The sequence below is a fragment of the Ruminococcus sp. 5_1_39BFAA genome (assembly GCF_964240875.1).
Classification (GTDB): Bacteria; Bacillota; Clostridia; order Lachnospirales; family Lachnospiraceae; genus Blautia_A.
The window spans coordinates 441,552-462,486 of sequence record NZ_CAXSVO010000002.1 but is presented as its reverse complement, the minus strand read 5'-3'; the positions used below and the strand labels follow the sequence as shown (position 1 = coordinate 462,486).

The following is a 20,935-nucleotide window of genomic DNA, read 5'->3' as shown; positions in this document are numbered from 1 at the left end:
GCACAATAAAAAAATGTTTTGGAAGAAAGATTTCCACGAAATGACCAAATAGCTTGACAAATCTGTGCAAAACAGCTATACTAAATCCGCGCAGCCGGGGAGATAGCGGTGCCCTGTACCTGCAATCCGCTACAGCAGGGGTGATGCCAATCTGAGGGGTGTATCTTGTGGAGCTGCCCTTTATAAGTGGCGTTGACGTTTGGGTCTTACGCAACAGGAATCTATGAACCGTGTCAGGACAGGAATGTAGCAGCACTAAGTAGAAGCTCTTGTGTGACGTAAGGGTGCCTGGGCCGAGTTAACTGTAAAGGTAACGTCTGTGAGAGCATTTCGAGGTGCGGCGCGCGTAAAGGAAAAAATTCAGGAACGTCCTGCGGGACGTTCCTTTTTTTCAATCAATTATGGTGTTCCGTAAATACCGCCGATGTCAAATCCATGATCCATAGGGCCGCTGCCTGCCCCCAGATCCAGCATGGCGTTCAGCGCGTCAGAGATATAACTTTTCGCCCGTTCCACGGCCTGAAAAAGATCATAGCCTTTGGCAAGGTTTGACGCAATGGCACTTGACAGCGTACAGCCTGTCCCGTGGGTATTGGGGTTCTGGATCCGTTTTCCCCTAAACCATCGGACGTTGCCGCCACAATATAAAAGATCATTGGCGTCGCTGATGCTGTGACCGCCCTTGCACAAAACCGCGCAGTGGTAAGTTTCGCTGATCTCTTTTGCGGCAAGCTCCATCTCTTCCGGGCAGGTGATTCTTTTTCCCCACAAAACCTCTGCCTCAGGAATATTGGGAGTCAGCAGCGCCGCCAGGGGCAAGAGCCGTTCCTTCAAAACTGAAATAGCTTCCTCGCTGATCAGCCTGGAACCGCTGGTGGCTACCATAACAGGGTCCACAACAATATTTTCCGCCTTATATTCAATCAGCTTTTCCCCGATCTTTTCTATAAGAGCTCCGGAAGATACCATTCCGATCTTTACTGCATCAGGACGGATGTCTGTGAAAATGCAGTCCAACTGCTGCCCCAAAAATTCCGGTGTCACCTCCATGATCGCCGTCACTCCTGTGGTGTTCTGGGCAGTCAGCGCTGTCACTGCGCTCATGGCATAAACGCCGTTTGCCATCATGGTTTTGATATCAGCCTGAATTCCCGCGCCCCCGCTGGAATCACTTCCTGCTATGGTCAATGCTGTTTTTCTCATAACTTCTGCTCCTCTTTCAGCTTTTCCAGTATATCACTCAAGGATTTACCGTAAAGGTCTGCTTCCTTTTGCAGCTCCTCCTGTTTGGCAGCGCTTGCTTCATCATAGATTCCAATGGTAAAAAAACCTGCCTTTTTTGCTGTCACAAGTGCGTGAAGGGCGTCCTCCAAAACACAGGTTTCCGCTGGTGCTGTTCCCATTGCCTGCGCCGCCATTTCATAGATCAGTGGTTTATCCTTACCCGCGCCCACCTGGGAACAGGTAAAGATCCCCGAAAAGTATTCCAGAATTCCCAGCCGCCTGAATGCCCCTTCTATCAGATGATGATCCGTGGACGTTGCGACTGACAGCTTCATTCCCGCGGCTCTCATCTGACCAAGAAGCTCCATTGCGCCAGGCTTCAAAGGTGCCTCCCCGAAATAGAATTCTTCAACTATGGCATTAATTTCAGTAATGATCCGTGAAGGCTCCTTCTGAAGCCCGTATGCATGGTTCAAATAATCTGCGCCCTCCGTCATGGTCATGGAAAAAAGCTTATCTCCAAGACCTTCCTCCGGCACAAGTCCCAAAGCCTTCAGGTAGCGCGCCCCTGCATCCATCCAGATCGGCATGGAATCCAAAAGCGTGCCGTCCACGTCAAAAATCGCACCTCTCATTTCAGCATTTCCTCAGTACGGCTTTTCAGTTCTCTCGTTGCTTCTTCAATATCTTCCTGGGCAAAAATCGCGCTGACCACTGCAATTCCGTCGATCCCGCTGCCCTTTAATTCCATCAGGTTATCCCTGGTGATCCCTCCAATGGCAACCACCGGGATGGAGACAGCCTGGCAAATTGCCTTTAAAGTCTCATAGCTCACATCGTCTGCATCAAGCTTTGTGCCTGTGGTAAATACAGCTCCCACTCCCAGGTAGTCCGCTCCTCTTTTTTCCGCAAGAACGGCCTGCTCCACAGTCTGGGCAGAAACACCGATGATTTTGTCAGGGCCCAGCTTTGCCCGCACATCCCCGGCTTCCATATCGCTTTGTCCCACATGTACACCATCTGCATCTATTTTTGCAGCAATGTCTACATTATCATTGATCACAAAGGGGACGTTGTATTTTTTGCAAAGTTCTTTCAGCTCTTCTGCCTCCTGTAAAAACTGCTCTTCAGCCAGCTTCTTTTCCCGGAGCTGCATAAAGGTCGCTCCGCCTTTTAAGGCTTTTTCCACCTGGCTGTACAGAGTTTCCCCGTGGAGCCACGCTCTGTCTGTCACAGCATACAGTACCATGTCTTTTCTATCGCACTTCATATTTTGCCCCTTCTTCCAGAGTCTTTGCGTCCATGTTATAGATGGCATCAATGATCCGGTTGCGGTAGGTAGAATTCCCATCCCCCTCCTGCATCCTGGCAAAGCCGATCTCCCCGGCAAGTCCCATGAGAGAAACGGCTGCTGCCGCTGCCTCCAGGCGATTCTCCGGGTTTGCTACCACATAGGCAGTCATCAGACCGGAAAGCTGGCAGCCTGTTCCTGTAATCAGTCCCATTTCTTTACGTCCGTTGCGGATCACATAGCACTTTTCGCCATCGGCAACCAGGTCAATGGCTCCTGTAACAGCGATGATACATCCAAGCTTTCCCGCCAGGCTCTTCACAAAGGAAACGGCATCGGCAAGGCTCTCCTCCGTCACTGCATCCGCCACATCAGCATCCACTCCCTTTGTGCTTCCGCTTCCATAGGCCAGTGTTTTGATCTCAGAAATATTCCCCCGGATAACAGTAAATTCTACTTCCTCCAGAAGCTTCAGCGCTGTATCCGTGCGAAGCCTGCTGGCCCCTGCGCCTACCGGATCCAGCAATACAGGATGTCCCAGCTCATTTGCTTTTTTTCCTGCAAGAAACATGGATGGAATGGTATTTTGATTCAGGGTTCCAATATTAATATTTAAGCCTCCGCAAATGGATGTGATGTCCTCCACATCCTCTCTGTCATCAGACATGATCGGGCTTCCCCCGCACGCCAGCAGTACATTGGCTACATCGTTTACCGTTACATAGTTTGTGATGTTGTGCACCAGTGGCACAGATTTTTTGACATTTTCCAGGCAATTACCAAACATCTTTTTTCCTCCTTTTTCTTCGGAGAACTGTGAATACCTTCCACATACAATAAGAAAAGCGCAGGTACCAAAACATAAAGGTATCCCTGCGCAAAAGCATTCATACAAGTATCTCCCTACGTTGGCATTATCCAAATCAGGTTCTGGGTCAAAGCAACACAGCTTACTCTCAGCCCGCTTTCCGCGAGCTCCCCGCTTTTTTACATATTCATTATACATGTTCTGACAGATTTTTCAATAGCTTTTTCCGATTCCTGTCCCTTATTCAGTCTGGGCTTCTGCCTCTGCAATGGCCTTCCGCAGGATCTTCTGCTGTTTCTTCTTTTCCCGCAATTCCCGGAAAAAGTCGGACAGCATAGCGGAACATTCCTCCTCCAAAACTCCCCTGGTGATTTTCACCTGATGGTTAAATCCCTCAATCTCCAGAAGATTCAGCACCGAACCTGCGCATCCTGCCTTTGGATTCATGCTGCCGATCACCACTTCGTCAATTCTTGACTGCACCAGCGCTCCCGCGCACATCTGGCATGGTTCCAGTGTCACATACATGGTACAGCCTTCCAGCCTCCAATCGCCCAGCTTTTTGCTGGCCTTTTTAATGGCATTCAGTTCCGCATGAGAAAGAGTGTTTTTGTCCGTATTTCTGCGGTTATACCCCCTCGCCACGATTTTTCCCTCATACACAATTACGCATCCGATCGGAACCTCCTCTAATGCCCGGGCCTTTTTTGCCTGCCGGATAGCTTCCTTCATAAAACGTTCCTGCTCTGTCATATGGTTTTCTCTTTCATCCTTTTCCAATAATAAATCACACCCACCGCGTCTGCAAGCGCCCAGCCAATGGGCACAGACACCCAGATTCCTTTCACGCCGACAGCCGGCACTGAGGAAAGGCTATATGCCAGCAGCACTCTTGTGCCCAATGAAAAAATGGTAAGAATTACGGACATTCCCGGTTTCTTCACCGCACGGTAGTATCCGTACAGCAAAAACAGAAGACCTATCCCGAAATAAAATGCACCCTCAATACGCAGATATTCCACTCCGATGGCAACAATCTCCCTCTCGGATTCCTGGACAAATATCTTCATCAAAGGCTCTGCAAACAAACACACTGCCGCACTGATCACAACGCAAAACAAGAATGCGGAAACCACTGCGCTCCTGATCCCCCGGACGATCCTCTCTTTTTTACCCGCGCCGAAATTCTGGGCAACAAAGGTGGAAAAGGCATTTCCGAAATCCTGCACCGGCATATACGCAAAGGAATCAATTTTTACTGCTGCGGCAAAGGCCGCCATAACCGCAGGTCCAAAGCTGTTGACTCTCCCCTGGACCATCAGGATGCCAAAATTCATAATAGATTGCTGCAGGCATGTCAAAAAAGAGAGCTGGGCGATTTCTTTTAATACTTTGCCGTCATAATGCAGCTCCTCTCTGGTAAAACGGAATTCCGGGAATCTCACCAGCGTATATGCTGTGATCCCCACACCGGCTGCAAACTGTGCGATTACAGTAGCCGCCGCAGCTCCCGCCACACCCCAGCCTCCCAACAGGATAAACGCCAGATCAAGCATGATGTTCAATACGGCTGCGATTCCCAGAAATGCCAGGGGAACCACAGAGTTTCCCACTGCCCGCAAAAGAGCCGCAAAATAATTGTATAAAAAGGTAGCGCTGATCCCCACAAAAATGATCTTCAGGTAATCGCGCATATAAGTAACTACCGCATCCGGCACCTGAAGCAGTTTCAAGATCAGCGGAAGTCCTGCAAAAACAAGGATGCTGATGGCCACCGTCATCACAGCGATCAGGCCAAAAGAATGGATCATTCCCTCCTTCAGCCGTCTGCTGTCCTTTTCCCCGAACCTAATGGAAAAAACCGCGCCGCTTCCCATGCACATGCCCAACAAAATGGAAGTCAGAAAGGTCATCAGTGTGTATGATGAGCCTACTGCCGCCAAAGCATTTGCCCCCAGATAGCGGCCTACGATCAAAGTATCTGCAATATTATAGCACTGCTGCAAAAGATTCCCAGCCATCATGGGCAGCGCAAACAGCATCAGATTTTTTGTGATGCTCCCCTGTGTCAAATCCCGTTGCTTCATATTTCTCCCCATCCATCAAATATCTCTGTCTATTATAGAGAGTTCCTGTATTGATGTCAAATGGCAAAAATTTTTGCTTGCCACCTTATTTCATATGGAGTATGCTGTACTTATAATTTCTGTCCTGCCTGCCAATGATATCGGATCGTTTCCTCCCCTGCTTTGGTACAGCGCAGGGACATGTTGAATGTATTATCCCTGGGAGGTGCTTACAAATGATGAAAATTTGCGGTTATAACAAGACAACCTTGCTGGATTATCCGGGAAAGGTGGCTGCTACTATATTTCTTGGAAGCTGTAATTTCCGGTGCCCTTTTTGCCAAAACAGCAGTCTCGTGCTCCATCCTGCCGTACAGCCGGAGATTCCTACGGATGAGGTTCTTTCCTTTCTGAAAAAGCGTCAGGGAATTCTGGACGGCGTATGTATTTCCGGCGGAGAGCCTACCCTTTCTGAGGAACTGCCGGACTTTATCCGCGAGATCAAGGCTCTGGGGTATGCGGTAAAGCTGGATACCAACGGATCAAGGCCTTATGTTGTAAAAGAGCTTGTAAAGGAAGGGCTTATCGATAAGGCAGCTATGGATATTAAAGCATGTCCTGACAACTACAAGGCGCTTTCCGGTTTGCGCTACCCGGATATGGATTCCATTTTTGAAACAGTGGATTTTCTTATGGAAGGGCATGTGGATTACGAGTTCCGCACCACAGTCGTGAAAGAGCTTCACACTGAAAAGGATTTCATAGAGATCGGACAATGGCTGTCCGGAGCAAAAGCTTATTATCTCCAGGCTTACAAGGACTCCGACGGAGTCCTGCAGCCCGGCTTTACCAGCTATTCCATGGAGGAATTGCAGCATTTCCGCAGTATTCTCCTGAAAACTATTCCATTAGTGGATATTCGGGGCATCGATTAGGCGGTACCAATAACCGCCCCTGCCTTTTGGCACTTCGATCATCCGGCTTTCCTTAAAATAGGGGAAGCCAAACATGTTAGCCATAAACCTCTCCTGCTGGTCGTAGCTTCCGGGCACACCAAGTATGTATTGCCCGTTGGACTTACGGCACAGCAGGAGATGACCGAAGTTGTAGTGTCCATATTGCAAAAATCTGTTGTTTCGCAGCGCGCATTGGCGCCGGGAGAAGCATGAAAAGTCCTTGGGGTGGATTTTCCAGCACTGTGCCATATCACTGTCATCAAAGGGAGCGCATGTTTCCCAGGATGCCCTATACGGACGCGGGCCTGGCTGTGGACCTGGACTTTGCTTCGTTGAGCGCGAAGCCTGACCTGACTGTGACGATCGCGGGTTCGGCCTCACGATATTACTCACTCTAATTCTGTCTGGCTCCCAGGACGCCGATACACTTTCTATTTTATTAATTGCTCCCTCATTTTCCATTTCTGCAGCAGTATTTTGTTCTTGTGATTCTGCAAATTCCCTTGCCCGCTTTATGTCAACTGCGTCTGAATTTCCCGGATACTCGACTTCTACTTCAGCAAACGCTCCCTCTTTCGGAATTGGAATTTCCCCATTTTCTTCCGTTCTCTCCTCTTCCCTTTGTGCAGCTTCACCTTCGTGCTCCTGCTGCATTTCATCTGATTCCTCTAATCTGCTTTCCTGTCCCACATCCAAAGGCATTTCCACCCTGTATTCGGGCTGCTCCTGAATCTCCTCTGCCTGCATTTGTACCTCATCTGTATTCTTCCCCTTCTCCCTGTTTCTCTCCTCGCCGCTTTCCTGTTCCTCCCGATTTATTTCCCCGTTTTCCCCTTTTTTCTCCGGTTTTCTTTCCTCTAACCCGGCATTCTCCCCTGCCTTTTCTTCACCTTGCCGCATTCCGCCTTTTTCTCTCAATTTCACTGTTTCTGCATTGTCTGCCTTACTCTCAATTTTCATCTCCCGGAAATTGGCTGGTTTAATTGGTTGATCATCCCACTCTGTCCCAAAAAAGCCTCCTGTCTGGGTTGTAAAGATCATTCCTCCCATTCTTCCAAGCGAAATTCCGGAGCCTCCCATGCTAAGGGCATCTGTTTCTATCAGACATTCTATGGAATCCTCCCCGGTCTCACAGCTTTCCAACAGGATTCCATTCATCAGCCCGTCTTTCCGCACAAAACCATAAATCCTGCACTCTACCCCCGGTGTCACCCCTTCTATATTGAGATGCACCTCCATAGTACACCGCGCATCCCGTACTTCAACCTTTATAAATCCACAGTTGCTTTCTTTTTTCCCTTTCCGGTACTCATATACATACGCAACAAACCGTCGATAACCAGCCAAACCGTTTCCTCCTATTTTTTTGCTTCATTAATGTATATGACCCAAACCGCTTTTCATTCTTCCGCCCTCAAAAAAATCCGGAAAACCCCGATAATTTTTTAATTTTTCGCTTGACAAATTCTCAAAAACTTAATATAATAGCACTTGCAGTTGACGAAGCGTGGCTCAGTTTGGTAGAGCGCTGCGTTCGGGACGCAGAGGCCGTGGGTTCGAATCCCGTCGCTTCGACTGAGTGCTAAAGCCTGGAAATTCAATGATTTCCGGGCTTTTTTCTTGCTGGATTGCCTCATATGGTATATTATAAATAAGAATGACCTCGACAATCAAAAATGCAAAGCCTTGAACCTTTACAAGACTTTGCACTTTTCTTCTTATTTCAGGCTATTTTGTTTTAAACTTTCTTAACCTCTTTTCCAAGATGGTCAAGCCTTCTTCTCTCAGCTCACATACCTCTCAGCCAGCATATACACATCGTCAAATCCACACGAATCCAGCAAAATGACACAGCCGTCAAACACGGTCAGGGTCGCGCCATTCAAATCGCTGTCCGAGATAAGGTACATATTATCATCCTCCTTGAACAGGTATCCCTGGGAAATATTCACTTCATCTCCAATTTTGATAGACACGCTGATATTTCCCACCTCGTCCCCTGCTATAGCTCTGGAAATGCTGATATCCGTATAAAGACTGATCTCCAGACGGACAACCGTGTCACCTTTTTCAATGGTATAAGCTCCTGCAAAATTCGTAATGGCGGCAGGCGCGCTGCTGCTCCGCTGTTTTATTGCCGTGGAAAGCTTTGCTATGTTTGCATTTTCATAAACGTTCAGCACACCCTCATTGAACTTTTCCGGCTCTACGGTGCCTTTATACCAGGACTGGCTGTTAAAATAATCCCGATATTCCTTCATGGAAAATTTCCGTCCATGGCGGGCGTAAATCTCATTAATGGCAAGCTGCATGTCATCCTTCGTAAGCGCGGCCACTTCTTCATCCGTAATATACCTGGAATCACTGCCCTCCAGCACATAAGAAGATGAGGTCGTTGTTTTCAAAAGCTTCTCAATATTCTTTTCCTCGCAATCGCTCAGCACCTTCTCATCGAACCGGCTTGCTTCCACAGTTCCCTGATACCAGGACTTTTCGCTGAAATACTGCTGCACCTGAGGAATCACAAATTTTCGTCCATGGCGGGCATAGATCTCATTGATCGCCATCTGCTTTTCGCTGTCTGTCATCCAGGATATCTCATCATAAGAAAGCTCTCTCTGCGATGACTCCGGCAAAATATAGTATCCGGAATCTCTGCTCAGGCCCTCTATCAGCTCATCGCCATCTACGATAGCCCCCTGGACCATCATCGGCTGTACTCCGGAAACCGCCCCATTTCCTATTAAAACTACTGCAGTCAGCCCTGCTGCCAGCCATCTCTTTATTTTCCTCATAAAGTTACCTCCTTCCTGTACTATATCCCCTTTACATTTTTTATATCATACCATATAGTACAAAAAATCCTGTAACTTTCCCTTTATGATATTGTAATATTTTCCCAGCGGCTTAGCTGTTCCCGGCAGATTTCATTCCACTGGCAGTCCCCGCAGATTTCCAAACGCTTTCCCGCAGAGATCACCTTTTCCTGCACGGCTGCTGCAAATTCCAGGAAAGTCATCTCCTGTCCTTCTTCTGCGCCGCAGGCTTCCAACACGGCCCTGTCATATTTCTCTACCTTTTCCGGTGTCAGGCAACTTCCCTCCCGGCTATTAGGACAGGCGCTGCAAATTTCATCTGTCTGCACAACAAGCCTGACTTCTGCATCCCTCATAAAAACATCCAGGATTTCCCGCATATGTGCTGTAAATCCGCTGCTGTAACCATTTCCTATAAAATAAGCCAGACACATCCCATGATGAGGGCGAATGGGATATGCCTGACCTTTTTTACTGCTGGATTGGCACATACTTGCGCAATCTCCGGGATAAAACAAATGCAAGGGCAATCTTAACAAGATCCGGGATAATAAACGGAATGACACACCATCCCAGAACAGTTCCAAGGCCTACTGCACCCGTATTCCTAGTATAAACCATCATAAACCAGATGGTCCCCAGGGCATAGCATGCAGCCAGTCCAATAACCATGGAAATGATCTGGACAACAGGCTTTTTGCCCCAAAGCTTCTCCATTCCCCACATGATCAGTGCGGAAAGCAGAAAGCCTACAATGTATCCTCCTGTGTTGTTCAGAATAATACCGATTCCTCCGCTCATGCCAGCAAAAACCGGAACCCCGATAGCTCCCAGAAGAATGTAAACCAACACGGACAAAGTCCCTCTTTTTCCTCCCAGAATGCCTACTGCCATGAAGACGCCAAAAGTCTGCAGGGTAAAAGGTACCGTAGTCGGAATGGAAATCCAGGAACATACTGCCATAAGCACTGCAAAAATAGCTATGTACGCCATGTCATAAGTTTTACTTTTTGTTGCTGCTACTGTACTCATACTCTATTCTCCTCGCTTCTAAACTTCTTTACTGGTACACTCTAGCACACCCGCCCTCAATTGTCAACCAGTTGCTATTAAAAGGTTTACAATTATTTTCTCAAAATCTTTACATTAAATCTTTTAAAATCCCTCCGATAATGGTAAACTGTTTATAAATGCAAAACACGGAGGAATTTTTCATGGATGTGAAAAGCATCAGCACCAAATGTACGCGCACGGAATTTGTGGGTACCGCCGTTCTGGACACCATAGGGCTGGTAATCTCCGGCGTGGATGACACGCTTCTGAAAGAGATGAATGTGGGTACTAAATATCACTCCCTCGGGCTTTTCAGCTCCCGCACCGGCGCAGCCGGACAGATCACCGCCATTGATGATGCGGTAAAGGCTACCAACACGGAAGTTTTATCCATCGATTTCCCGCGGGATACAAAGGGGTGGGGCGGTCATGGAAATTATATCGTTCTTGGCGGAAATGATGTCTCTGACGTCCGCCATGCCATTGAGCTGGCTTTGGAGCTTACGAATAAATATGCAGGAGAACTTTACATCAGCGAATCAGGCCACCTGGAATTTGCTTACTCTGCCAATGCAGGCGCAGCTTTGCAAATGGGTTTTCATGCAGTTCCCGGTGAAGCATTCGGGTTTATGGCCGGCTCCCCTGCTGCAATCGGACTGGTCATGGCAGATACCGCAATGAAAGCTTCTGCTGTACATATCACCCGATATATGACTCCCAGTCTTGGCACCAGTCATTCCAATGAAGTGATCCTCGCCATCACCGGAGATGCCAGCGCTGTAAAAGAAGCTGTCCTGGAAGCCCGCCAGATCGGTCTGGAGCTTTTGATCGGAATGGGCAGCTACCCTTATATTCCCGGAACTCCTTATCTTTAATCTGATTTCCTCGCCGAACAGTGGCAGAAATAAAGTACATGCTTTGCCTTTAGCGCAAATCAAACAGGGTGTTGTAAAATGTGTTACCCGCATCTTATAGCACCCTGTCTCTTTCGTAAAATATTCTGTTTTAATTTAACTGATATACATCTGCGTATTGCAGCCCGAAACTTAATGCCTCGGAATGGCTTCCAAAATAAATATCCACATGTCCATATGGAGTTCCTAAATCCTCCACTGTATAAACATTCCCATTAATGGAAAGCTGTGTTCCAAAAGGAACTCCCGCCATTGCCACCGTCCGTCCGGCAGTCGGAACCGTTCCGCTGGCAGTAAGGTTTCCTGCTGTTCCGCAGCACTGGGCACAATTGCAGTATGCAGTCAACACGAAATTTCCAAGATAAGTACCGCCGGAAGAGCTCCCCCCATCAGCAGAGGAATCATAGCTGCCGCTGTCTGCGGAATCTGCTTCCGTGTATTCGGAAACACTCTCCTCATAACCAGGATCAGAGCTTCCGTAGTCCTCCTCACTTACTTCTTCCACCACAATAACACTGCTTGTAGAACTGCTGGATGATTCCGTAGTATCCTCATCCGGATCAAAATCGTCGTATTCCTGCTCTGCTTCCTCTGCCGCCTGTTCTGCCGCGGCCTGCTGCATCAGGCTGGAAATACTGTTATCCGCACTGCTGATCTGCGCATTCAGATAGCTTATCTCCTCCTGACTTGCGCTGATCTGGTTTATGTAGGACTGGATATTGGAGCTTGTGTTTGCCGCCATCACCTGTACTTCCTGCTGTTTAGCAGAACGTTCCTTCAGCAGCGTGTCGATTTCCTGAGCTTCCTCTTCCGCCGTCTGCTCCTGCGCTTTGATGCTTGCCTGCAAGTCCTCATATTTTTTCAGCATATCTCTGTCGTACTTAGAAATCTGCGAAATATTTTCCGCACGATTCAAAAATTCCACAAGGCTTTTGGAAGAAAGAAGCAGCTCCAGCATGGAAGCCCCTCCCCGCTCGTACATATAGACGATGCGCTTCTTCATATCCTCATACTGTTTTTTGGAGGTTTTCTTTGCCTTTTTCAGTTCTTTCTTAAGCGCCTTCAGCTCGTCCTCCTTCTGGGCAGCCTGGATCCCCAGTTCTGCGACGCTGTTGGTCAAGTCATTGTACTGTGTATTTAATTCTGCTAAATAGTTTTCCAGCTCCTGCTTTTTAGACTCCAGACTGCTGATATTGCCCTGTGTCTGAGCCAGCTCCGCCTGAGCTGCACTCTTCTGTGCCTGCATGTCTGCAATCTGCTCCTCCGTGACTGTTGCATAAACGCTGGTCACCGTAGAGATGGTCAACAGTCCTGCAAGCAGTAATGAAAAAACTCCTCTATTTTTCATATTATAAACTCCTCATTACTTTTTGTAGGTCAAGTATAACACATCTCTTAAAAAAATCAACACTTTTATTTAACTTTCGTAACAATTGTGTAATTTTCCAATTCTTTGACCTCCGTAGCCTCGCAGCGTAAGCTGCGTTTTTTGTTTCCAAGGAAAGTTCAACAAATCTTCACGCGGAACAAAATAGCTTACTTTCTTTTGAAACGAAAAAAGTACCTGCACCCCGCGTAGTTTCCGCAGAATGCAGGCACTTTTTTCGTTTTAGTTCGGCATTTATTCAGCAGCTTCCTCTTCTGCTGCCATCACTTCCTGATATTTGTCCAGAATAATCGTCTGAATCCTGTCCCGTGTAGCAGAGTTGATGGGATGGGCGATATCACGGTACTCACCATCCGTAGCCTTGCGGCTCGGCATCGCGATAAACAACCCTTTTTCTCCCTCGATCACCTTAATGTCATGCACCACAAACTCGTCATCAATGGTGATGGAGACTACAGCCTTCATCTTGCCTTCCTTTGCAACCTTCCTCACACGTACATCTGTAATATTCATTTTTGCTGCCCCTTTCCTTTTCGCCTACGTATTTTGTGGAATTTTATGATAAATTATAATACGTACCGTTCATTTTTTTCCACGACGATCTTAACCTCTCCTTCGCCGCAGTAATAAGAGTTCGCCCGGATGGTATCCCGGCTCTCTACAATGCAGTTTTCAATATGTGTATTATCCCCCAAGTATACATCATTCAGAATAACGGAATTCTTAATTACACAATTATTTCCCACAAATACATCTCTGAATAAAACAGAATTCTCCACCACGCCGTTGATGATACAGCCGCTGGAAATCAGGCTGTTTTTCACGCTGGCGCCGGGATTGTACTTAGCCGGAGGCAGGTCATCTATCTTTGTCTTGATGGCAGGCTCCTGCTTAAAGAAATAGTTACGGATTTCCGGCTCAAGAAAAGCCATATTTGTTTTGTAATAAGCATCCACGGTAGAAATATTGCTCCAATAGGTATCAATCTTATAACCATAGATTCTCTTAAGATTTTTATAACGGATGAGAATATCCCGAACAAAGTCGTTGCGTCCCTCAGAAGCTGCTTTCTCGATCAGCTCGATCAACTGTCTTCTGCGGATAACGTAAATACCGGTTGAAACAGTATTGTACGGGGAAACCATGGGTTTTTCCTCAAACTCCTCGATCCTGCAGTCCTCATTCATACGAAGTACGCCGAAACGCTCTACCTCGCTCTGGTCACGGCATGCAGTACATACAACTGTGATATCCGCACGCTTTGCAATATGGTATTCCAGAACCTTATTATAATCAAGCTTATAAATACCATCGCCTGATGCGATCACCACATACGGCTCATGGCTGTTTTTCAAAAAGGAAAGATTCTGGTAAATGGCATCTGCCGTACCCTGATACCAAAGGCTGTTGTCCTTAGTGATCGTAGGAGTGAATACGAAAAGTCCTCCCTGCTTTCTGCCGAAATCCCACCATTTCGATGAGCTTAAATGTTCGTTTAAGGAACGCGCATTATACTGGGTCAGCACTGCGACCTTCTGAATATGGGAATTCGCCATGTTGCTTAACGCAAAGTCAATACTTCTGTAGCTGCCTGCAATGGGCATTGCAGCGATGGCTCTCTTGTTTGATAATTCTCTCATGCGGTTATTGTTTCCGCCGGCTAAAATAATACCGATTGCTCTCATGCTTTGTCACCGTCCTTTGCTGCAATTACTTGTCCGCTTTCCAGGCATCCGCCAGGATAATCTGACTGTGTGGTAACACCGGAGACAGCCGTATTCTTGCCGATCTTTACATTATCGGGAATAACGGACCGCTCACCTACGGTAGCAATTCCAAAAGAATAAACTGCTGGTTTTAAAACATTAGGCACTTCCTCGCCGCAGCCCAGGACCACATGATTTCCTATGGTAACATCCTCCGCAATGATGGATTTATCCATCACAACGCCTTCACCGACAGTCGTGTTGCGCATGATAATGGAATTTCTCACAACGCTTCCTTTGCCAATGACAACATTCGGACCGATCACGGAGTTATGTACCTCTCCGTAAATCTCAGAGCCTTCTCCGATCAGACACCGGTCCAAAACAGCGTCTGCCGAAATATACTGCGGCTGAATGATATCGCCCTTTGTATAAATTTTCCAGAATTCCTCATAAAGATTAAATTCCGGAATAATATCTATCAACTCCATATTGGCTTCCCAATAAGAGCCAAGTGTTCCTACATCCTTCCAATAGCCGTTATACTCATAAGCAAAAAGACGTTCGTTCCGCTCCTTGCAGTACGGAAGGATATGCTTTCCGAAATCACAGCTATTCTGATCCTTCAGTGCATACAAAGCTTCCTTTAAAGCAGGCCAACTGAAAATATAGATACCCATGGAAGCCAGATTACTGCTGGGGTGCTCCGGCTTTTCCTCAAACTCTGTGATGCGGCTGGCGTCATCCGTTACCATGATTCCGAAACGGCTTGCCTCCTCAATGGGAACCGGCATACATGCAATGGTGACATCCGCTTTGTTCGCCTTATGGAAATCAAGCATAACCTCGTAATCCATCTTATAAATATGGTCGCCGGATAAAATAAGCACATAATCCGGATTATACTGTTCCATGTAATCCATATTCTGGAAGATAGCATTAGCAGTTCCTGTATACCACTCGCTGTTTGTGCTTTTTTCATATGGCGGAAGTACTGTTACACCGCCCTCATTTCTGTCCAGATCCCAGGGAACTCCGATTCCAATATGAGTATTCAGGCGAAGAGGCTGGTACTGTGTCAAAACTCCCACCGTATCAATACCGGAATTGATACAGTTGCTAAGCGGGAAATCTATGATGCGGTATTTTCCGCCAAAGGCTACCGCTGGCTTGGCCACTTTTTCTGTCAGTACTCCCAGTCTGCTGCCTTGGCCGCCGGCTAAAAGCATGGCAATCATTTCTTTCTTAATCATGCAATCACCTCTTGTTGTAAGTTATTTAAGGAAGTCCGACTCACTGAATCAGGCATTTTTGATGTTTTCTCTTTCAGTGCCCTCGAACTGGCTCAGTTATTCTCACTAAGTTTATGCTGCACCTACGGCTTGCATTCACTAAGTGCTCATATTATACCATACTTTACTTGATTCGTGAACATTTTTTACAATTAATTTTCTCAAATTTTATTTTTTTTATGGCTATTGCCTATGTTTTTTTGACAAATTATTAACATTTTCTATTTCATTTGTCTAATTTATACATTTATTTGTTTTTTCCGACACTATTCATTGTGTCATTTGCCTTTTGCAGTTAAAAAAGAAACTCTTTTCATTTCCAATCATTCGGGGTATAATGTAACAAATCATTACATAATTAACTAAGGAGATTATTCGTTATGTATCAGATAAACTTTCAGAAGCCGCTCCATATCCATTTCATTGGAATCGGCGGAATCAGCATGAGCGGTCTGGCCGAAATCCTTTTGGGAGAAGATTTTATCATTTCCGGCTCAGATGCTAAGGAAAGCCCGCTCACAGATTCACTGGCCCAAAAAGGCGCGAAGATTTTTTACGGACAACGCGCTTCTAACATCGGTGATGATGTGGAGGTTGTAGTTTATACTGCCGCCATCCACCCTGATAACCCGGAATTTGCCTGTGCTGTGGAGAAAGGCATCCCTATGCTGACTCGTGCACAGCTTCTCGGACAGATCATGCGCAATTATGAGACACCCATCGCAGTCTCCGGAACCCACGGAAAAACCACAACCACTTCTATGATTTCCCAGATCCTTCTGGAGGGTAACTGTGATCCAACCATCAGTGTAGGTGGAATTCTCCCCACCATCGGCGGAAATATCCGTGTAGGCCAGTCCGAAACCTTTGTCACCGAAGCCTGCGAGTATACAAACAGCTTTTTAAGCTTTTTCCCAAAAATCAGCATTATCCTGAATATCGATGCAGACCATCTTGACTTTTTTAAAGACCTGGATGACATCCGTCATTCCTTCCGGCACTTTGCAGAGCTTCTTCCTTCCGATGGCGCGCTGATCATCAACGCAGACACACCCCGGTATGAAGAGATCACCAAAGACCTGCCCTGCAAGATCATTACTTATGGTCTGGAAAACCAGGCACAGTATCAGGCAGCCGACATCACTTATGACAAATACGGTCACGCCTCCTTCACGGTAATAAAAGACGGCAAGAAAGCCGGAAACTTTTATCTGAAGGTGCCGGGTATCCACAATGTGTCCAATGCCCTGGCCGCCATTGCCCTGGCTCAGCTTCTTGGTATCTCCAATGACACCATTGCAAAAGGTCTTGGAAGCTTCACGGGAACGGAACGCCGTTTTCAGTACAAAGGAGAGGTGGCAGGCGTTACCATCATTGACGATTACGCCCATCATCCCACAGAGATCCAGGCAACTCTCCAGGCAGCAAAAAATTATCCCCATGGAAAAGTCTGGTGCGTGTTCCAGCCCCACACCTACACCCGTACAAAGGCGCTTCTGCCTGAGTTTGCACAGGCTCTGACACTGGCTGACCACGTAGTCCTGGCTGACATTTATGCTGCCAGAGAGACAAATACCATCGGTATCTCTTCTCAGGATGTGCAGAAAAAAATTCAGGAACTCGGCACTCCCTGCGAATACTTTTCCACCTTCGATGAAATTGAAAACTTTTTATTAAAAAGTTGTACACAGGGTGACCTGTTGATAACTATGGGGGCGGGAGACGTTGTAAATATTGGAGAACACCTTCTCGGAAAATAGTTATCCACATTATCCACATGCTTATACACATTTTTTTCGTGGAAAGCATGTGGATTTTTTTGTGCATAATGCACTTAACATAATTCGACACAAACCTCACCCAAAAATTGCGATAATCTTACAATTTTCTTACATTCCGTGGTTTCTCATAACCATTATTCGCAACCTGCTTTCCACATTATCCACATTATCCACATTGAAATGTGGAAGAACTCCCATTGCAAAATCACCTATTCTCTTTTAAAAAGGGTTGTGTTATAATCCAAGATAGTCAAAAAAGCGAGGTTTTAGCATAAGTATGATTACTTTATATAATACCTCCCCCTCGGAGGTTACCGCCTTATCCAATACATTTATCGACCACTATATGCCCAGAGCAAACGGAGAGTTTGTAAAAGTATACATTTATCTCCTGCGGATGCTTGGGGACAATAATGCCTCTTTTAGTCTGGAGCAGATGGCTGACCGTCTGCTTTGTACGGAGGGGGATATTCTGCGCGCCCTGAAATATTGGGAAAAGGAACAGCTCCTTAAGCTCCGCTGCCGTGCAGACGGAGATCCCGAACAGATCGCACTTTGCAATCCGGCGCAGACCTCCCCTGCTGTTCCACAGGAGGCAGTCTCTGTTTCTCCTGTAATATCTCCGGAAGCTTCCGTGACCGCCGCTGCACCGCTACAACCCTCACCGACCGCAAAAAACCCGGACCCCAAACCGGCAAAGAAAACCCTTACCCCGGACCGTGTACGGGAGCTGAAGCAAAACGAAGAGATCGTCCAGCTTCTTTACATAGCAGAACAGTATCTTGGCAAAGCCCTGACTCCTACGGAGATTCAGAAAATCCTGTTTTTCTATGATGAACTTAAAATGTCCGTGGACCTGATCGACTATCTCATTGAATATTGTGTTGGACGGGGTCACAAAAGTATGCGCTATATCGAAACTGTGGCTTTTGCATGGGCACAGGATGGGATTTCCACTGTGGAAATGGCAAAGGATTCTACCTCGCGCTACGGCAAAGATTATTTTACGATTTTAAAATCCATGGGTATCAGCAACCGAAATCCCGTTGACTCAGAAATTTCCATCATGAATGTCTGGCTTAAGGATTACGGTTTTTCCATGGAGCTTATTCAGGAGGCATGTACCCGCACGGTCATGCAGACCGGACAGCCCAGCTTTCAATATGCGGACAAGATCCTGTCCGGCTGGCTGAAAAAAGGAGTGAAAACCCTGCAGGATATCAATGTTCTGGATGCCCAGCACCAGAAGCGCAAGCAGGAGCGCACCGCAAACCGCACGCCTGCACCCAAAACACCCAACCGTTTTAATAATTTCCATCAAAGGGATTACGACTTTGATGAATATGAAAAACGGCTTCTGAACCAGTAAAACACCTGCACAAAGCTGCAAAACGCCTTAAAAGGAGACTTACCGTGCCTTTACAAAATTTTCAATATGATACCATTATGAGGGAATACAATCGCAGGCAGGCAAAAAACCGCCGCACTCTGGAGGAACACCAACGGGAAGCTTACACAAGGCTTCCCAGGCTCCGGGAGATTGATGAGGAGGTTGCCACCTTAAGCGCAGCAAAAGCCCGGTCCCTCATTAACAGACAGGATTCCGGAATGGAGGATCTGAAGGCTTCCATCTCCCTGCTTTCCCAGGAGCGCACGGCACTGCTTGTGTCAAACGGCTATTCTGCCGATTATCTGGAACAGCCTTATGACTGTCCTCTCTGTCAGGATACCGGATATGTGGGAAGCCAAAAATGCTCCTGTTTTAAGAGGGCAGAGATTGAACTTCTCTATACCCAGTCAAATTTAAGAGAAATTCTTCAAAAAGAAAACTTTGACCACTTTTCATTTGACTTTTATTCTGATACAATAACAAATGAGTCAACTGGACTGTCCGCTCTGGAAACGGCGCGGCGCGCACATGAGACGGCGAAGGATTTTGTAAAGAATTTCGATAACTCCTTTGATAACCTTTTTCTATATGGAGATACCGGGGTAGGCAAAACTTTCCTTTCCCACTGTATTGCACATGACCTGCTGGAATCGGCTCACTGCGTGCTGTATTTTTCGGCCTTTGATTTTTTTGATATGCTGGCCGGAAACACTTTTTCCAAAAAGGACTCCCCCACCGGGGAAGATTTTATTTACGACTGTGATCTGCTGATCATTGATGACCTGGGAACAGAACTTACGAACAGCTTTGTCTCTTCCCAGTTGTTTTTGTGCATTAACGAAAGGATCATGCGCAGAAAGTCTACGATTATTTCTACGAATTTGAAATTGGAAGATTTCTCAGCAACCTATTCTGAGAGAACATTTTCCCGCATTGCCAGCAGCTACCGCATGGTGAAGCTGTTTGGAAAGGATATTCGAATACAGAAAATATTTTTAGGAGGAAAATAAAGCATGGCACAGGCAACTACAAAAGATTTAACAACACTTCCTGTAGGAAGACTGGGATTAATTCCTTTGGAGAGCTGTAAGGATTTGGGGCAGCATGTAAACGAATGGCTGATTCAATGGCGTCATGAGCGTAAGCATCCGGAAATGGATTCTTTTGCTTTTGAAGGTTATCAGAGAGATTCCTATACCATCAATATACAAACTCCCCGTTTTGGTTCCGGCGAAGGTAAGTGTGTTATTTCAGAATCTGTTCGCGGCGATGATATTTATCTTCTTGTTGATGTATGCAACTACAGCATGACATATTCCATTGGAAAGTATACGAATTTGATGTCCCCGGATGATCATTTTCAGGATTTAAAGCGTGCAATTGGCGCAATTGGCGGAAAAGCGCGCCGTGTAAATGTGATCATGCCTTATCTTTATGAGGGGCGTCAAAGTAAGCGTATCGGAAGAGAATCTCTGGACTGTGCAACTGCACTTCATGAGCTCATCAGTATGGGGGTAGAAAATATTATCACCTTTGATGCTCATGATCCGCGTATTCAGAATGCTACGCCGCTCCATGGGTTTGAAACAGTTCAGCCGTCTTATCAGTTTATTAAGGCATTGCTGAACCATGAAGAAGGGCTCCATATTGATAATGAGCATTTTATGATCATCAGCCCGGATGAAGGCAGTATGAGCAGGGCTATTTATCTGGCAAATATCCTTGGGGTGGATATGGGAATGTATTATAAGCGGCTTGACTACTCCAAGGTGGTAAATGGACGGCATCCGATTGCGGCTTATGAGTTCCTTGGGCCGAAGCTTGCAGGCAAGGATGTGATCCTGGTGGATGATATGATTTCTTCCGGAGGGACCGTGCTGCAGATTGCTTCTCTTTTGAAAGAGAGAGGCGCGGGCAGAATTTATATTTGTTCTACTTTTGGACTTTTTACGGATGGGCTTAAGAAATTTGATGAGGCTCATGAGCAGGGTGTGTTTGACAAGGTGTTGACTACTAATCTTGTTTACCAGTCTCCGGAGCTTTTGGAGCGGCCGTATTATATCAATTGCGATATGAGCAAGTATATTGCGTTGATTATTGATACTTTGAATCATGATATGTCGGTTAGTCATTTGTTGAATCCGGTGGATAGGATTAAACGTTGTGTGAATACTTATATGGAGCAATATAGGTAAGCGAGGGGGAAAGCTCGGAGAGCGAAGGCCGCATTCCCCCTCGCGCTCCCCCTTTT

20 protein-coding genes, 1 tRNA gene, 1 other RNA gene and 1 riboswitch are annotated in these 20,935 nt (G+C 46.6%); of the genes, 8 read left to right on the top strand and 14 right to left on the bottom strand.

The genetic code is table 11. The features are described 5' to 3' along the window. Positions 1 to 86 precede the first annotated feature (86 nt). Positions 87 to 348, top strand: an RNA gene (ffs, locus tag ACESZH_RS04875) — signal recognition particle sRNA large type. Positions 349 to 399: 51 nt separating this feature from the next. Here ffs and thiD read toward each other — a convergent pair. The 6 genes from thiD to ACESZH_RS04845 all read right to left on the bottom strand — a co-directional run bounded on the left by thiD (position 400) and on the right by ACESZH_RS04845 (position 5,410). Continuing rightward, positions 400 to 1,203: a bifunctional hydroxymethylpyrimidine kinase/phosphomethylpyrimidine kinase gene (gene thiD / locus ACESZH_RS04870; RefSeq protein WP_373211859.1), complete on the bottom strand. Its 804-nt coding sequence runs from the start codon at positions 1,201 to 1,203 to the stop codon at positions 400 to 402. Further along, positions 1,200 to 1,859, bottom strand: a complete 660-nt coding sequence (locus tag ACESZH_RS04865; protein WP_373211861.1) for an HAD family hydrolase — start codon at positions 1,857 to 1,859, stop codon at positions 1,200 to 1,202. Before ACESZH_RS04865 ends, thiD begins: the two co-directional genes overlap by 4 nt. Then, the gene (gene thiE / locus ACESZH_RS04860) at positions 1,856 to 2,494 is read right to left on the bottom strand and encodes a thiamine phosphate synthase (RefSeq protein WP_373211863.1); all 639 of its coding nucleotides are present in this window, start codon (positions 2,492 to 2,494) and stop codon (positions 1,856 to 1,858) included. The genes ACESZH_RS04865 and thiE overlap by 4 nt, the downstream gene beginning before the upstream one ends. Next, a complete protein-coding gene (gene thiM / locus ACESZH_RS04855) occupies positions 2,481 to 3,302 on the bottom strand; it encodes a hydroxyethylthiazole kinase (protein WP_373211865.1) in 822 nt (273 codons plus the stop codon). The genes thiE and thiM overlap by 14 nt, the downstream gene beginning before the upstream one ends. 95 nt (positions 3,303 to 3,397) lie before the next feature. After that, positions 3,398 to 3,507: riboswitch (TPP riboswitch) on the bottom strand. A 56-nt stretch (positions 3,508 to 3,563) separates the two neighbouring features. After that, positions 3,564 to 4,076, bottom strand: a complete 513-nt coding sequence (tadA, locus tag ACESZH_RS04850) for a tRNA adenosine(34) deaminase TadA (protein ID WP_373211867.1) — start codon at positions 4,074 to 4,076, stop codon at positions 3,564 to 3,566. Beyond that, positions 4,073 to 5,410: an MATE family efflux transporter gene (locus ACESZH_RS04845; protein WP_373211869.1), complete on the bottom strand. Its 1,338-nt coding sequence runs from the start codon at positions 5,408 to 5,410 to the stop codon at positions 4,073 to 4,075. The genes tadA and ACESZH_RS04845 overlap by 4 nt, the downstream gene beginning before the upstream one ends. A 215-nt stretch (positions 5,411 to 5,625) precedes the next feature. Here ACESZH_RS04845 and ACESZH_RS04840 point away from each other — a divergent pair, with 215 nt between their 5' ends. Beyond that, positions 5,626 to 6,324: an anaerobic ribonucleoside-triphosphate reductase activating protein gene (locus ACESZH_RS04840; RefSeq protein ID WP_373211871.1), complete on the top strand. Its 699-nt coding sequence runs from the start codon at positions 5,626 to 5,628 to the stop codon at positions 6,322 to 6,324. Here the strand turns inward: ACESZH_RS04840 and ACESZH_RS04835 are convergent. Further along, complete coding sequence (locus ACESZH_RS04835) at positions 6,298 to 7,692, bottom strand: hypothetical protein (protein ID WP_373211873.1); 1,395 nt, start codon at positions 7,690 to 7,692, stop codon at positions 6,298 to 6,300. The genes ACESZH_RS04840 and ACESZH_RS04835 overlap by 27 nt on opposite strands. Before the next feature lie 154 nt (positions 7,693 to 7,846). Here ACESZH_RS04835 and ACESZH_RS04830 point away from each other — a divergent pair. Further along, a tRNA-Pro gene (locus ACESZH_RS04830) sits at positions 7,847 to 7,920 on the top strand. Between the two features lie 209 nt (positions 7,921 to 8,129). On the opposite strand, the gene ACESZH_RS04825 is transcribed toward ACESZH_RS04830, so the two are convergent. The 3 genes from ACESZH_RS04825 to ACESZH_RS04815 all read right to left on the bottom strand — a co-directional run bounded on the left by ACESZH_RS04825 (position 8,130) and on the right by ACESZH_RS04815 (position 10,193). Then, positions 8,130 to 9,140 (bottom strand): YARHG domain-containing protein, encoded by a 1,011-nt coding sequence (locus ACESZH_RS04825; RefSeq protein WP_373211875.1) that lies wholly within the window; start codon positions 9,138 to 9,140, stop codon positions 8,130 to 8,132. 83 nt (positions 9,141 to 9,223) lie between these two features. Continuing rightward, positions 9,224 to 9,652 carry a DUF1284 domain-containing protein gene (locus tag ACESZH_RS04820; protein WP_373211877.1) on the bottom strand — a complete coding sequence of 143 codons (429 nt, stop codon included), beginning with the start codon at positions 9,650 to 9,652 and terminating at the stop codon, positions 9,224 to 9,226. Continuing rightward, a complete protein-coding gene (locus ACESZH_RS04815; protein WP_373211879.1) occupies positions 9,633 to 10,193 on the bottom strand; it encodes a biotin transporter BioY in 561 nt (186 codons plus the stop codon). The genes ACESZH_RS04820 and ACESZH_RS04815 overlap by 20 nt, the downstream gene beginning before the upstream one ends. A 182-nt stretch (positions 10,194 to 10,375) precedes the next feature. Here ACESZH_RS04815 and pduB point away from each other — a divergent pair, with 182 nt between their 5' ends. Continuing rightward, positions 10,376 to 11,089 (top strand): microcompartment protein PduB, encoded by a 714-nt coding sequence (pduB, locus tag ACESZH_RS04810; protein WP_373211881.1) that lies wholly within the window; start codon positions 10,376 to 10,378, stop codon positions 11,087 to 11,089. A 130-nt stretch (positions 11,090 to 11,219) separates the two neighbouring features. Here pduB and ACESZH_RS04805 read toward each other — a convergent pair whose 3' ends face one another. The 4 genes from ACESZH_RS04805 to ACESZH_RS04790 all read right to left on the bottom strand — a co-directional run bounded on the left by ACESZH_RS04805 (position 11,220) and on the right by ACESZH_RS04790 (position 15,474). Next, positions 11,220 to 12,476: a hypothetical protein gene (locus ACESZH_RS04805; RefSeq protein WP_373211883.1), complete on the bottom strand. Its 1,257-nt coding sequence runs from the start codon at positions 12,474 to 12,476 to the stop codon at positions 11,220 to 11,222. A 273-nt stretch (positions 12,477 to 12,749) separates the two neighbouring features. Next, positions 12,750 to 13,028, bottom strand: coding sequence for a septation regulator SpoVG (gene spoVG, locus ACESZH_RS04800; protein ID WP_373211884.1), 279 nt, complete (start codon positions 13,026 to 13,028; stop codon positions 12,750 to 12,752). A 53-nt stretch (positions 13,029 to 13,081) separates the two neighbouring features. Further along, on the bottom strand, positions 13,082 to 14,200 hold the full coding sequence (gene glgD, locus ACESZH_RS04795) for a glucose-1-phosphate adenylyltransferase subunit GlgD (RefSeq protein WP_373211886.1): 1,119 nt from the start codon (positions 14,198 to 14,200) through the stop codon (positions 13,082 to 13,084). Further along, positions 14,197 to 15,474: a glucose-1-phosphate adenylyltransferase gene (locus ACESZH_RS04790; RefSeq protein ID WP_373211888.1), complete on the bottom strand. Its 1,278-nt coding sequence runs from the start codon at positions 15,472 to 15,474 to the stop codon at positions 14,197 to 14,199. The genes glgD and ACESZH_RS04790 overlap by 4 nt, the downstream gene beginning before the upstream one ends. A gap of 419 nt (positions 15,475 to 15,893) precedes the next feature. Between ACESZH_RS04790 and murC the strand changes: the two genes are divergently transcribed. From murC to ACESZH_RS04770, 4 genes are all read left to right on the top strand, one after another. Further along, positions 15,894 to 17,273 (top strand): UDP-N-acetylmuramate--L-alanine ligase, encoded by a 1,380-nt coding sequence (gene murC / locus ACESZH_RS04785; RefSeq protein ID WP_373211890.1) that lies wholly within the window; start codon positions 15,894 to 15,896, stop codon positions 17,271 to 17,273. 298 nt (positions 17,274 to 17,571) lie between these two features. Further along, entirely contained in the window at positions 17,572 to 18,663 is a 1,092-nt protein-coding gene (locus ACESZH_RS04780) for a DnaD domain protein (RefSeq protein ID WP_373211892.1), read from the top strand. A 44-nt stretch (positions 18,664 to 18,707) separates the two neighbouring features. After that, a complete protein-coding gene (locus ACESZH_RS04775; protein WP_373211894.1) occupies positions 18,708 to 19,694 on the top strand; it encodes an ATP-binding protein in 987 nt (328 codons plus the stop codon). 3 nt (positions 19,695 to 19,697) lie between these two features. Then, a complete protein-coding gene (locus ACESZH_RS04770) occupies positions 19,698 to 20,879 on the top strand; it encodes a ribose-phosphate pyrophosphokinase (protein ID WP_373211896.1) in 1,182 nt (393 codons plus the stop codon). Positions 20,880 to 20,935: the final 56 nt, after the last annotated feature.